The sequence below is a fragment of the Neorhizobium lilium genome (assembly GCF_004053875.1).
GTDB lineage: Bacteria > Pseudomonadota > Alphaproteobacteria > Rhizobiales > Rhizobiaceae > Neorhizobium > Neorhizobium lilii.
Genome location: NZ_SBIP01000004.1, coordinates 535,730 through 548,925, shown reverse-complemented (window position 1 = coordinate 548,925; position 13,196 = coordinate 535,730). Strand labels below are relative to the sequence as shown.

Sequence of the window (13,196 nt, the reverse complement as noted above, 5' to 3'; positions counted from 1 at the left end):
GCCCGCGTCAGATCGGCATCGGGTACTGGCGGTGGATCTTCGCAATAGCGTTCATCACGTCCGCAGACAGCGTCACGTCGGCTGCGGCGATATCCGTCTTCAGCTGCTCCATCGTGGTTGCGCCGATGATGACCGAAGCCATGAAAGGCCGGGTCAGGCAGAAAGCGAGCGCCATCTGCCCGAAGTCGAGCCCATGTTCCGCGGCAAGCACCTGATAGGCCTTGACAGCCGGCTCCTGCAACGGCTGCAGGCGGCCGCCGAGATCCTGATTGATGGTGCCGCGCGATCCGGCCGGCCGTGACCCGTCGAGATATTTGCCGGTCAGAAGGCCGGCTGCCAGGGGCGAATAGGCCAGAAGCCCGACATCCTCGTGATGGGCGACCTCTGCCATGTCGAGGTCAAAGACCCTGTAGAGCAGATTATACTCGTTCTGGATCGAGGCGACGCGCGGCAGGCTCTTCTCATCCGATGTCCGAAGATATTTCAGCGTACCCCAGGCGGTCTCGTTGGAGAGCCCCAGCGTGCCGATCTTTCCCTCCTTCACCAGCTCGCCGGCGGTCTCCAGGATCTGCAGGATGTCGGCTGCGGCTTGGGTACGGTCCTGCGTGGAGGCGTCGAAGCCCCAGGCTCCGCGGAAATGATAATGTCCGCGGTTCGGCCAGTGGATCTGGTAAAGATCGATGCGATCGGTCTGCAGGCGGCGAAGGCTGGCATCGACGGCCTCGCGCATCGTCTGTGGCGTGATATCCTGGCCGTCGCGGATATGCGATCTTCCGCTGCCGGCGATCTTCGAGGCGAGAACGATGTCATCCCGCTTGCCGGTCTTCTTGAACCAGCTGCCGATGATCTCTTCGGTGCGGCCATAGGTTTCGGCGCTCACGGGAGTCGTCGGATAAAGCTCGGCCGTATCGAAGAAGTTGACGCCCTTTTCGACCGCAAAGTCCATTTGTTCATGGGCTTCGGCTTCCGTATTCTGCGTGCCCCAGGTCATGGTGCCGAGGCAAATTTCCGACACCGAGAGATCGGTGCGTCCAAGTTTCCGGTATTTCATGGTAAAGCGTCCCTGCAGGAAAATTCGGGCGGACTTTACGGGTGAATTGCTGCAGCGCAAGGGGCAAAAAGGCTTGATTGGCGCCGGTTTGCAGGCCTCCCGAGCTTGACTCCGCGGGCGGGAATGTGAATGGAGAGGCGAAATATGAGGGAAGGAAACGATCCCATGACCATCGCATTCACGTTCCCGGGACAGGGCAGCCAGTCCATCGGCATGGGCAAGGACCTGGCGGAGGCCTTTCCCGAAGCTCGTGCCGTCTTCGACGAAGTTGACGAGGCGCTTGGCCAGAAACTCTCCGACATCATCTGGAACGGGCCTGAAGAGACGCTGACCCTGACGGCCAATGCCCAGCCGGCGCTGATGGCCGTTTCCATGGCAGTCATCCGCGTTCTTGAAGCGCGCGGCCTGAACCTTGCCGACAAGGTCGCCTTCGTTGCCGGGCATTCGCTGGGAGAATATTCGGCGCTGTGTGCGGCCGGCACGTTTACGCTGGCCGACACGGCGCGTCTCCTGCGCATCCGCGGCGATGCCATGCAGTCGGCGGTTGCCGTCGGGCAGGGGGCGATGGCTGCGATCATCGGGCTCGATCAGGTCGATGTCGAAGCGGCTTGCGCCGAGGCGCGTGGTGACGGGATCTGCCAGATCGCCAACGACAATGGCGGCGGCCAGCTGGTCATTTCCGGCTCAAAGACTGCGGTGGAAAAGGCAGCGGCGATCGCCATGGAAAAAGGTGCCAAGCGTGCCATCATGCTGCCGGTATCTGCGCCCTTCCATAGCGACCTGATGGCGCCGGCGGCGGACGCCATGCGCCACGCTCTCGACAAGGTGGAAAAGAAGAACCCGGTCGTGCCCGTCATTGCCAATGTGCGCGCCGTGCCGGTCTACGATGCCGATGAAATTTCAAAGCTGCTGGTCAGCCAGGTGACGGGCCAGGTCCGCTGGCGCGAAACGGTGGAATGGTTCGGCGCCAACGGCGTCACGACGCTTTACGAACTCGGCGCCGGAAAGGTATTGACTGGCCTTGCCCGCCGCATCGACAAGAACATTTCCGGCACTGCCGTGAATTCTCCAGCCGACATAGAGGCGGTTCTGGCCGCCCTTCTTGGGTGAGTTGAAGGGGCGAGTAGGGATTAGCGAATAGTTCGCCGTCGCTATCAGCTTTTTCTATTCGCTACTCGCCATTCCCATTCTCTCTCAAAAGAGGAACGAACGATGTTTGACTTGACCGGCCGCAAGGCTTTGGTGACCGGGGCCACAGGCGGCCTCGGCGAAGAGATCGCAAGGCTGCTGCACCGTCAGGGCGCGACAGTCGGCTTGCACGGCACCCGCGTGGAGAAGCTGGAGGCATTGGCGGCGGATCTGGGAGAGCGTGTGCATATCTTCCCGGCCAATCTTTCCGACCGAGCCGAAGTGAAGGCGCTCGGCGAAAAGGCGGAAGCGGAGCTCGGCGGCGTCGATATCCTCGTCAACAATGCCGGCATCACCAAGGATGGCCTGTTCGTGCGGATGAGCGACGAGGACTGGGACAATGTGCTGGAAGTCAACCTCACGTCGGCTTTCCGCCTGACGCGGGAACTCACCCATCCCATGATGCGCCGGCGCCATGGCCGTATCATCAACATCACCTCGGTCGTTGCGGTCACGGGCAATCCCGGCCAGGCCAACTACTGTGCCTCCAAGGCCGGCATGATCGGCTTTTCCAAGTCGCTGGCCCAGGAAATTGCCACCCGCAACGTCACCGTCAACTGCGTGGCGCCTGGCTTCATCGAGTCTGCCATGACCGGCAAGCTGAATGACAAGCAGAAGGACGCCATCCTCGGCGCCATTCCCATGAAGCGCATGGGAGCGGGGGCGGATATCGCCGCTGCCGTGCTTTATCTCGCTTCCAACGAGGCCGGCTACGTGACGGGACAGACGATCCACGTCAATGGCGGCATGGCAATGATCTGACGCTTGTGGCCAAGCATCGGAAACTCTGATGCAAATGCCTGTTGGTGGCGGCACTGCGGAACAAATTCTGGCTTTGCTCGACCGTGAAAGCGTGTTAAGCGGGCCATGACTATGAAAAGTCACCCCGAAATGCAGGCCGTCATAATGCGTGAAATCCTTATGACCGGAACCTGACGAGGGCGAACGGGTTTGCCTGCGTCGCCGCCCTTAGAAGCGGTGATGACGGGTTGTAACAGGGTCGGATGCTAGGAGCATTCGAAGAGAAAAGGTCGAGGAAACCGACATGAGCGATATCGCAGAACGCGTTAAGAAAATTGTTGTTGACCATCTCGGCGTCGATGCCGACAAAGTTGTCGAAGGCGCGAGCTTCATCGACGATCTCGGCGCGGACTCGCTTGATACGGTCGAACTGGTCATGGCCTTCGAAGAAGAATTCGGCGTTGAAATCCCGGATGACGCTGCCGACTCCATCCTGACCGTCGGCGATGCGGTAAAGTTCATCGAGAAGGCTCAAGCCTGATCGATAACATAGTCGGAACGCGCGTCTTTTCGGCGCCAAGGTTCCAGTCACGGCCCGCTTGTTCGGGCCGTTTCAGCAATTAGAACAAGATAAAATTCGGGATGGACGCTGACGATGAGGCGTGTCGTTATCACCGGTACCGGCATGGTATCTCCTCTGGGGTGTGGAACTGAAATCAGCTGGACACGGCTTCTTGCCGGCCAGAATGCCGCCAGCCTTGTCACCGCATTCGAAGTCGAGGATCTTCCCGCCAAGATCGCCTGCAGCATTCCGCTCGGTGACGGCACCGACGGCACGTTCAATGTCGATCAGTGGATGGAGCCGAAGGAACAGCGCAAGGTCGATCCCTTCATCATCTACGGCGTGGCTGCCGCCCAAATGGCGCTGGAGGATGCCGGCTGGCATCCGACCTCGAACGAGGACCAGATCGCGACAGGCGTGCTGATCGGCTCCGGGATCGGTGGTCTCGACGGCATTGTCGAAGCGGGCTACACGCTGCGCGACAAGGGTCCTCGCCGCATTTCGCCTTTCTTCATTCCAGGCCGCCTGATCAACCTCGTCTCCGGCCAGGTCTCGATCCGCCACAAGCTGCGCGGACCGAACCATTCGGTTGTTACCGCCTGTTCCACCGGTGCCCATGCGATCGGTGACGCTGCGCGGCTGATCGCGCTCGGCGATGCGGATGTCATGGTGGCTGGCGGCGCGGAATCGCCGATCTGCCGTATCGCGCTTGCCGGTTTTGCGGCGTGCAAGGCGCTGTCCACCCAGCATAACGACGATCCGCAAAAGGCTTCCCGTCCCTATGACCGCGACCGCGACGGTTTCGTCATGGGCGAGGGCGCCGGCATCGTCGTGCTGGAAGAACTGGAGCATGCCAAGGCGCGTGGCGCCAAGATCTACGCGGAAGTGGTGGGCTACGGCCTGTCCGGCGATGCCTTCCATATCACCGCCCCTTCCGAAGACGGCGACGGCGCTTTCCGTTGCATGACGTCTGCGCTGAAGCGCGCCGGCCTTGCTCCTTCCGACATCGATTACATCAATGCCCATGGCACCTCGACCATGGCCGACACGATCGAGCTTGGCGCGGTCGAGCGGCTAGTGGGCGATTCTGCCTCGGGCATTTCCATGTCGTCCACTAAGTCCGCGATCGGGCACCTTCTGGGCGCCGCCGGTGCCGTCGAGGCGATCTTCTCGGCACTTGCCATCCGCGACAACATCGCGCCGCCGACGCTCAACCTCGACAATCCGGATGTCGAAACCGCGATCGACCTCGTGCCGCACACGGCGCGCAAGCGCGAGATCAATGTTGCGCTGTCGAACTCCTTCGGGTTCGGCGGCACGAACGCATCTCTGGTCCTGCGTCGCTACCAGGCTTGAACGGCGCCAGCCGTATCGAAGGGCCGGGCCCTAAACATTGTCCGGACCTGTTTTTTGCCGCATTGCTTGGTCAAACAGCAGGCGACGCTTGTATGACGATGGGGGCGAGGTGTGAGCAATACCAACAACATAGGTGACATGCCGCCTGGCAACGGGCGCGGCCCCATCATTCCAAAATCGCCAAACGAAGCGTTGAAACCCGAACGCGTGCCCGAACCGCCGCGCCGCTCCAAGAAGGCGCGCAGCCAGCTTGTCATCTTCCTGAATTTCGTGATGACGATGATCGTCGCGATCTGCGTCATCGGCGTGATCGGGTTCTATTACATGATCCGGAGCTTCCAGGCGCCGGGTCCGCTGGAGACCAACACCCATTTCACGGTGCGTCCCGGAAATGGTCTGACGGAAATCGCATCCAACCTGGAGCGCAACGGCATTATCGCTGACGGCCGCATCTTCCGCTACGTGACGGCGACCTACATGCGCAAGGGTGAGACGCTGAAGGCTGGCGAATACGAGATCAAGGCGCGTGCTTCGATGAAGGACGTCATGGAGACGCTGGAATCGGGCAAGTCTATCCTCTATTCGGTGGTGCTGCCTGAAGGCCTCACGGTTCGGCAGATGATGCTGCGGCTTGCCGAGGACCCGGTTCTGGAAGGGGACCTTCCCGCCGAACTGCCACCGGAAGGCAGCCTGAGGCCGGATACCTACAAGTTCTCCCGCGGCACCAAACGCGCCGAAATCCTCTCGCAGATGCGTGCGGCTCAGCAGAAGATCATCGACCAGATCTGGGAGAAGCGCGATCCCGACCTGCACGTCAAGTCGAAGGAAGAATTCGTCGTGCTGGCTTCCATCGTCGAAAAGGAAACCGGCAAGGAAGACGAGCGCGCTCATGTGGCTTCCGTCTTCCTCAACCGCCTGCAGAAGGGCATGCGCCTGCAGTCGGACCCAACCATCGTCTACGGTCTCTTCGGCGGCGAGGGCAAGCCCTCCGACCGGCCGATCTACAAGTCCGACCTGACCAAGCCGACGCCTTACAATACCTATCAGATCAAGGGCCTGCCGCCGACGCCGATTGCCAACCCTGGACGTGCGGCACTGGAAGCCGTCGCCAATCCCTGGCGTACCAATGACCTCTATTTCGTAGCTGACGGCACGGGCGGTCATGTATTCGCCGCGACGCTGGATGAGCACAATGCCAATGTCCGTCGATGGCGAAAGGTCGAGGGCGAACGGACAACCGGCGCCAACGAGGTTGTGGATGGCCAGCCCGATGGCGAAGAGGCGGAAAAGCCGCCGAAAGGCAACTAGGTTCTGACCCTAAGCCGTCGTTAGCCATTACGCAGCCGACATACGTAAGCCCGTCAACCGTTCTGGAGACGCCGATGAGATTGCAGTCCATGACGGGGTTTGCCCGCGCAGAGGGATCGAGCGGGCGCAACCGTTTTGTCTGGGAATTGCGATCGGTGAACGGCAAAGGTCTCGATATCCGGTTGCGGCTGCCCCCTGGCATGGAACGGCTGGAGCCGGATATCCGCCAGCTGATTGGCGAATGCGTTTCGCGAGGCAATCTGCAGGTCAGCCTCAATGTTACGGTGACGGAAGCGGTGGTGGAGGCGGTGCTCAACCGGGACGCCTTGGCGGCAATTCTGGCGCTGCGGGAGGAGCTGGGCGACCTCGTGGATCGTGCGCCATTGAAGCTGGATACGCTGCTCGGCATTCGCGGTCTTGTCGATATTCGTGAGGCTCAGGAAGGCGAAGACGCCGTTGCTGCCCGCGACGCGGCTATTCTGGGGAGCCTGAAGCAGGCGGTGGCTCGATTGGAAGAGATGCGGCTGAGCGAAGGCAGCGCTCTTTTGACCGTGCTGAAGGGGCAGGTCGATCGTATTGCGCAGCTGACGGACGTGGTGGAGGCAGATCCTTCCCGCACGCCGGAGGAGATTGGCCGCCGTCTGGCGGTACAGCTTGACGCGCTGTTGCAGGACAACGGCACGCTCGATCGTGACCGCCTGCATGCGGAAGCGGCGCTGCTTGCCACCAGAAGCGATCTGCGTGAGGAGATCGACCGGTTGAAGGCGCATGTCGCCGCGGCCCGCGAGCTTCTGGACAAAGGCGGGCCGGTTGGCCGCCGCCTCGACTTCCTTGCACAGGAATTTAACCGGGAATCGAATACCATCTGTTCCAAATCCAATTCGGCTGCGGTAACCGCTGCGGGGATAGAATTGAAAGTGGTCATCGACCAGTTCCGCGAACAGGTCCAGAATCTGGAGTAGCCTATGAGCCCGGCCCCGTCGAGAACGGCTACGAACATCGCCCGGCGCGGGCTGATGCTGGTTCTATCCTCCCCCTCGGGCGCCGGTAAGTCGACGATTGCGGGAAATCTCCTCCGGGACGACCACAGTCTGGAAATTTCAGTCAGCGTCACGACGCGCGCGAAGCGGCCGAGTGAAATCGCCGGCACGCACTACCACTTCATCACTGTGCCGCAGTTCGAGCGCATGCGCGACTCTGGCGATCTCCTCGAGTGTGCTGAGGTCCACGGCAATTTCTATGGCACGCCGCGCGAGCCGGTCGAGCAGGCCATGAAAGAGGGCCGCGACATGCTGTTCGACATCGATTGGCAGGGAGCCATGCAGCTGCAGGACAAGATGAAGGCCGATATCGTTTCGATCTTCGTTCTGCCGCCGACCATGACGGAACTTCAGTCGCGCCTGCATCGCCGCGCCGAGGATTCCGAAGAGGTGATACGAACCCGGCTGCTCAACTCGCGCGCAGAGATCGAGCGCTGGCGCGAGTATGACTATGTCATCGTCAACGACGATCTGGACGAGGCGTTTCGCAATGTCAGCTGCATCGTCAATGCCGAGCGGGTCCGCCGCGACCGGCGCTATGGCCTGTTCGACTTCGTCAAGGAACTTCTGACGGAAGAGCCGAAGCTTTAGAGTGTGTCAGGCTAAATTGAGCCGTTCTGCCCTGACCATGGCATTACTGCATCGTTCTGCATGTGCAGGGCCGCCGCTGCCAATGGCAACGGCGCCGTCTTGTGAAAACTGCTTGAACGCTTTCAGAAGACCCCGAGGCTGATACTTTACACAGTCGTCAGACGGCCGCGAAGCCACCATCGACAAATAGCTCCTCGCCACCAACGAAGCTGCTTTCGTCCGATGCCAGAAACAGCACCGCCTTGGCAACCTCCTCGGTCTGGGCGAGCCTGCCGAACGGAATGGCTTGCTTCATCCAGTCCTCGGCGCCTGCATTGTCCTGAAGATAGCTCTGCATTGCGGGAGTAAAGACCATACCGGGTGAAACGACGTTGACGCGAATGCCCTGGCTTTTCAGATCCGTCGTCCAAGTCCGCGCAAACGATCGGATTGCCGCCTTTGTCGCGCTATAGACGGAGAGATTGGCAAAGCCCTTGCTGCCTGCCACCGATCCGGCCACCACGATAGCGCCGCCGGAAGACATCAGGGGCAGCGCCTTTTGCACCGTGAAAACCGTGCCTTTGACGTTGATGCCGAATACGCGGTCGAAATGGTCTTCCTCGATACCGCCGATTGGGGCCGATTCGGACACACCAGCATTGGCGAAGACCACGTCCACGCGACCGTGATCCTGATCTATCTGTGCGTAAAGCCTATCGAGGGCGGCAGGATCGCTGACATCACCCTGAACACCAACGGCTCCTCTGCCGATTTCCGCGAGCGCCTCGTCCAGACGCTCCTGCCGACGCCCGGTGATATACACATGAGCGCCCTCTGCCGCGAACGACTTTGCTGTCGTCAACCCGATCCCGTCCGTTCCGCCCGTAATCACCACGACCTTGTCACCAAATCGTCTCGTCATGCCACTGCTCCGTTTCTCAGTAAGTGGAGGATTGCTCCATTTACCATATGGAGGTATCTTCCACTTAGCAAGTGCTGGTGAGGCAGATCTTTTGATAGATGAAATTCCATTGCGAGCCGATGCGCAGCGAAACCGGGAACGTATCCTGACCGCAGCCGAGGAAGTCTTTCTGGAAAGAGGTGCACATGTATCATTAGACGACGTCGCAAAGCACGCTGGCGTCGGGATCGGGACGCTCTATCGGCGCTTTCCGACGCGGGAGGACCTCCTCGCCGCGACATACAGCGCCCGATTTTTGGCTTTCTCTGAAAACAGTAGATTGAGAGACACGGGACAGGATCCGCTGAACGCTTTGCGTGTCTATCTCGAAGAACTTGTCCAACATACGAATGTGTATCGTGGCCTTGCGGCATCGCTTGGGACGGTTCTACAGATCGAAACGCCCGGATGTCTTGCAACCAGCCAGGAGGGTGCCCGGCTCTTGCACAACGCGAGGACAGCGGGAGCTGTACGACCCGATATCAGCTTTAGCGACCTAGTATGCATGGCGACTGCGATCTCACTCGCAACCGAACAAGACAGCTCTCCGCAAGCGCATGTCGCTCATTTGGTGGGTGTCTTCATGGATGGAGTCGGTAAGCGCTGAGACTACGGCAATGAGCGCTGTTGGCTCAATCATGGACAGATGCGGGGAGAGCGGCTCGAGCGGTTCCTCAGCTCTCGTCCTGCGGGTACTCGTCGCTGACGAAAAGGTTCGGGATCGGGGCCGGGCTGTCGGGAGATCTGTGTTCGCGAAAGTCCGTGCCGATGAGGCGGGCATATTCCCGTTCGGCAAGCCCGTAGATGGCACCTGCATACGTCCTCAGGCCGTCCACATCGCGAATGATGATCATGTTGCGGACGGAGCGGATGAAGCCCTTGCCCTCCAGTGCATGAAGAGCGTCCGTAATGCTTGGCCTCCTGACCGAAATCAGCCAGGCAAGAGTGTCATGTGTGGCGTGAAAGCGGTCGCCGTCGATTCGGTCGAATCCCATCAGGATACAGCGTGCCAACCGCTCTTCGACCGAACCGCGCTGGTTCGCTGCAGCGGTCGAAGCAAGCTGAAGCTCCTGCGCCCGGACGAAGAGCAAAAGAAGGTTCCGCAGGGGCTGGCTTGCCTCCATCACACGCCGCAAATCGTCAGTTTTAAGCTGCCACGCCATGCCCGGCATCTGCACGCGCACCGTGAAGGGTGTCCGGTCGTCCCCTAACACAACCGCCTGGCCGCTGATCCCCTCCCGCCCCACGATTCCAAGCTCCACATCGCGCTCCTCATCCAGATGGGACACAGTGGAAACCAGGCAATCCTCGAGAAAATACACGCACAGAATGGCCTCGGCAGGGCTCGCGATAATGTCTCCCTTGCTCAATTGCACCAATTCCAGGTGAGGTTCCAACAGGGCAAGGCATTCTGCCGAACACGCATTCAGCAGAACGTTCCGGTAGTTCTGGCGCATAGATACACTCACGCGGTTCGGCTTCACATGATCCTAATTATGGCGCCCTTCAGCCCGCCGCAATGGATAGGTTGTAAAACGGCGATGGAAGGGCGATCAGCGGTAGAGAATCCAGCGGATACTGATTCTACAGAATGTTAGCAAGAGCCACGAATTCAGCGACCGAGAGCGTTTCTGCACGGCGTTGCGGATCGATGCCGGCCTTTGCGAGTAAGGTCTCGCCACCCAGCGGCTTCAGGCTCTGGCGGAGCATCTTGCGCCGCTGCCCGAAGGCTGCCTGCGTTACCCGCTCCAGCTTGGCGACGTCGCAGGGCAGGGGACTGCTGCGGGGCGTCAGGTGTACCACGGTGGAGGTCACCTTGGGAGGTGGCGTGAAGGCTTGCGGGGGCACGTCGAACACCATATGCGCATCTGTCCTCCAGCCGGCGAGTACGCCGAGCCGGCCATAGTGATCGTCTTCCTCGTCGGCCACGATCCGCAGCCCGACTTCCTTCTGGAACATCAGCGTCAGGCTGTCCCAGAAGGGCGGCCATATACCGTCTTCCGGCAGCAGCCAGTTGAGCAGCAGCTGCGTTCCGACATTATAGGGCAGGTTGGCGATGATCTTCACCGGGCCGCTCGCGGCCTTTTCCTTTACCAGGGATGCAAAATCCGTCTTCAGCGCATCACCCTCGATCACCTCCAGCCGCCCCGGATAATGATCGGAAACCTCAGCCAGCGCCGGCAGGCAGCGGCTGTCGCGCTCAACCGCCACCAGTTTCGCAGCACCAAGCGACAGAATAGCGCGGGTGAGGCCGCCAGGCCCAGGTCCCACCTCAAATACGGTCACGCCTTCGAGCGGACCGGCGCTGCGGGCGATCTTCTGCGTCAGGTTGAGGTCGAGAAGGAAATTCTGGCCGAGCGCCTTGCGGGCGTCGAGCCCGTGGCGCTGGATGACGTCGCGCAGCGGCGGCAGGCCGTCGAGTGTGGCCATCAGGCAGCAGCCTTGGACGCCAGCCGGCCTGCAAGCCGTATCGCCTCCACCAAACTCGTTTCGCGAGCAATGCCTTGCCCCGCTATGCCGAAGGCCGTGCCATGATCGGGCGACGTACGGATAAAGGGCAGGCCAAGCGTGACGTTGACGGACGTATCGAAGCCAAGTGCCTTCGCCGGAATGAGCGCCTGATCGTGATACATGCAGATCGCCACGTCGTAGCGGGCGCGGGCTTCGTCATGGAACATGGTATCGGCCGGCAGCGGCCCGAAGGCGTTGATGCCGTCGGCGCGCAGTTTCACCAGAGCGGGATGGATCACATCCAGATCTTCGCGACCGATCGCGCCGTCCTCGCCCGCATGGGGATTGAGGCCGGCCACCGCCAGCCGCGGCTGGGCAAGGCCGAAGCGCGTCTGAAGATCGTGATGAGCAATACGACAGGTTTCTTCGATCAGCGAGGAGGTGAGCACCTCAGCCACTCTCGCAATCGGTATGTGGATGGTGACGGGGATGGCGCGGAGCTTCGGCCCGGCCAGCATCATTACAGGCTTCACGCGCTTGCCCGTGGCACGTTCCGCAAGGTCGGCCAGGAACTCCGTATGGCCGGGAAAGCCGAAGCCGGCCTGGTAGAGGATGGACTTGGCAATCGGATTGGTGACGACGCCAGACGCCTTGCCTTCGAAGCAAAGCCGCACCGCCGTCTCTATGGCAGCGATCGTGCCTTTGGCGGTCGCCACATGCGGTTCACCCGCGGAGACCTCCGCGCCGCTGGAAATGGGCAGCACCGGAAGCGCATCCGCGAATACGGAGGCAGCGTTTTCCGGGCTTGCTTCGCGGACGGGAATATCGAGCCCCAGCAGAGCCGCACGCGACTGCAAAACCGCAGGATCGCCGATGAACAGAAAGGGCGGCAGATCCAGAGCGCGACGGGCAGCCCAGGCGGCAAGCGTGACGTCAGGACCGATGCCGGCAGGATCGCCCTGGGTCAGCGCCAAAGGGCGGTCGAGAGGACGATCGAGTGGCATGAGTGCTCCGGCGGGCTCAGAGGTAGTCGATCTGGGCCTTGGTGCGCAGCTCGTCCAGGTATTTCTTTTCGTTGGGATCTTGGCCGGTCTTCTTTTCCTTGCCGAGGTCTTCGGCACGGAATACGGCTTCGGCGGCAACGTCGTCCGAAACCTGGCGCTGATTGCAGATCGCCAGGAATTCGACGCCCTTTTCGGTGACGCGGGTGCCGGTCGTGCCGCCGGATGCCTTTTCGATCAGCGGCTTCCAGTCGTCGGGCAGTTCAGGCGCAAGTACCCGCCCGAGATCGCGAACCGAGACATCGAGCATGGTGGCCGCAAACTCCTTGGCCTGGTCGCAGCCCGGGAACTTCGGACGCGCGGCGTCTGCTTGCGCCTTGCGCTTGTTGAGAACGGCGTCGCGCTTGGCCGTCGGCACCACGAAGATGATCTGCTTCAAAAAGTATTCGGTCGTGACCGGCTTCTGCTTGTTCTCCATCATGCGGGTCACAAGTTCCTGGCTCGACATCTTGCCGCGAGCACCGCCGAAGCGGGCGTTGACGAGCCTGGGCCAGCTCATCTGGACGGCGATGTAGGACTTGAAGTGATCGGCGCCTACGCCCGCCTTGTCCAGGATCTGGGTAAGTTGTTCAGGCTTCAGCTTGTTGCCGATCGCGAAGCGCTGGAAAGCCTTGTCGACGTCCTCGGTGCTGACCGACATCTTCACGCGGGCAACTTCCTGACGCTTCAGCATCTCATCGACGAGCTGCTCGCGCGCGGTCTTGGCATCGCCTTTCTGGTGCTGCAGCTTGAGGAAGGCGACACGGTGCGCCACGTCGGAACTGGTGATCGGCTGCCGGTTCACCACGGCGGCGACCTCCGTGCCGCCGCCAGCCGCCCATGCGGGTGCGAATGCCGGTTCGATCAAAGTCGAGGCGGCCAAGGCTGCAAGCGCCAGCGCTACATTGCGTGCTGCAGTCACTGCAAA

The 13,196-nt window shown here is 61.0% G+C and carries 14 protein-coding genes; 8 read left to right on the top strand and 6 right to left on the bottom strand.

Features of this window, described 5'->3' with window-relative positions; translation table 11 throughout:
- Positions 1 to 7 precede the first annotated feature (7 nt).
- Positions 8 to 1,051 carry an aldo/keto reductase gene (locus EPK99_RS19585; RefSeq protein ID WP_128444761.1) on the bottom strand — a complete coding sequence of 348 codons (1,044 nt, stop codon included), beginning with the start codon at positions 1,049 to 1,051 and terminating at the stop codon, positions 8 to 10.
- Positions 1,052 to 1,216: 165 nt separating this feature from the next.
- Between EPK99_RS19585 and fabD the strand changes: the two genes are divergently transcribed.
- The 7 genes from fabD (at position 1,217) to gmk (ending at position 7,837) form a co-directional block, all read left to right on the top strand.
- Positions 1,217 to 2,161: an ACP S-malonyltransferase gene (gene fabD / locus EPK99_RS19580; protein WP_128444760.1), complete on the top strand. Its 945-nt coding sequence runs from the start codon at positions 1,217 to 1,219 to the stop codon at positions 2,159 to 2,161.
- 102 nt (positions 2,162 to 2,263) lie between these two features.
- On the top strand, positions 2,264 to 3,001 hold the full coding sequence (gene fabG, locus EPK99_RS19575; RefSeq protein ID WP_128444759.1) for a 3-oxoacyl-[acyl-carrier-protein] reductase: 738 nt from the start codon (positions 2,264 to 2,266) through the stop codon (positions 2,999 to 3,001).
- Positions 3,002 to 3,284: 283 nt separating this feature from the next.
- A complete protein-coding gene (locus EPK99_RS19570; protein ID WP_027675866.1) occupies positions 3,285 to 3,521 on the top strand; it encodes an acyl carrier protein in 237 nt (78 codons plus the stop codon).
- A gap of 114 nt (positions 3,522 to 3,635) precedes the next feature.
- Complete coding sequence (gene fabF, locus EPK99_RS19565; RefSeq protein WP_128444758.1) at positions 3,636 to 4,898, top strand: beta-ketoacyl-ACP synthase II; 1,263 nt, start codon at positions 3,636 to 3,638, stop codon at positions 4,896 to 4,898.
- 138 nt (positions 4,899 to 5,036) lie between these two features.
- The gene (gene mltG, locus EPK99_RS19560) at positions 5,037 to 6,206 is read left to right on the top strand and encodes an endolytic transglycosylase MltG (RefSeq protein WP_128445016.1); all 1,170 of its coding nucleotides are present in this window, start codon (positions 5,037 to 5,039) and stop codon (positions 6,204 to 6,206) included.
- A gap of 74 nt (positions 6,207 to 6,280) precedes the next feature.
- Positions 6,281 to 7,168, top strand: coding sequence for a YicC/YloC family endoribonuclease (locus EPK99_RS19555; RefSeq protein WP_128444757.1), 888 nt, complete (start codon positions 6,281 to 6,283; stop codon positions 7,166 to 7,168).
- Between the two features lie 3 nt (positions 7,169 to 7,171).
- On the top strand, positions 7,172 to 7,837 hold the full coding sequence (gene gmk / locus EPK99_RS19550) for a guanylate kinase (RefSeq protein ID WP_128444756.1): 666 nt from the start codon (positions 7,172 to 7,174) through the stop codon (positions 7,835 to 7,837).
- A 157-nt stretch (positions 7,838 to 7,994) separates the two neighbouring features.
- Here the strand turns inward: gmk and EPK99_RS19545 are convergent, their stop codons facing one another.
- Positions 7,995 to 8,738, bottom strand: coding sequence for an SDR family NAD(P)-dependent oxidoreductase (locus EPK99_RS19545; RefSeq protein ID WP_128444755.1), 744 nt, complete (start codon positions 8,736 to 8,738; stop codon positions 7,995 to 7,997).
- Between EPK99_RS19545 and EPK99_RS19540 the strand changes: the two genes are divergently transcribed.
- Positions 8,737 to 9,384, top strand: coding sequence for a TetR/AcrR family transcriptional regulator (locus EPK99_RS19540; protein WP_245582489.1), 648 nt, complete (start codon positions 8,737 to 8,739; stop codon positions 9,382 to 9,384). The genes EPK99_RS19545 and EPK99_RS19540 overlap by 2 nt on opposite strands.
- Positions 9,385 to 9,451: 67 nt before the next feature.
- Here the strand turns inward: EPK99_RS19540 and EPK99_RS19535 are convergent, their stop codons facing one another.
- The 4 genes from EPK99_RS19535 to EPK99_RS19520 form a co-directional block, all read right to left on the bottom strand.
- On the bottom strand, positions 9,452 to 10,246 hold the full coding sequence (locus EPK99_RS19535; protein ID WP_128444753.1) for a Crp/Fnr family transcriptional regulator: 795 nt from the start codon (positions 10,244 to 10,246) through the stop codon (positions 9,452 to 9,454).
- A gap of 115 nt (positions 10,247 to 10,361) precedes the next feature.
- Complete coding sequence (gene rsmA / locus EPK99_RS19530; protein ID WP_128444752.1) at positions 10,362 to 11,207, bottom strand: 16S rRNA (adenine(1518)-N(6)/adenine(1519)-N(6))-dimethyltransferase RsmA; 846 nt, start codon at positions 11,205 to 11,207, stop codon at positions 10,362 to 10,364.
- The gene (pdxA, locus tag EPK99_RS19525; protein ID WP_128444751.1) at positions 11,207 to 12,232 is read right to left on the bottom strand and encodes a 4-hydroxythreonine-4-phosphate dehydrogenase PdxA; all 1,026 of its coding nucleotides are present in this window, start codon (positions 12,230 to 12,232) and stop codon (positions 11,207 to 11,209) included. The genes rsmA and pdxA overlap by 1 nt, the downstream gene beginning before the upstream one ends.
- Positions 12,233 to 12,248: 16 nt before the next feature.
- Positions 12,249 to 13,190 (bottom strand): SurA N-terminal domain-containing protein, encoded by a 942-nt coding sequence (locus EPK99_RS19520; RefSeq protein WP_425374227.1) that lies wholly within the window; start codon positions 13,188 to 13,190, stop codon positions 12,249 to 12,251.
- Between the last annotated feature and the right edge of the window lie 6 nt (positions 13,191 to 13,196).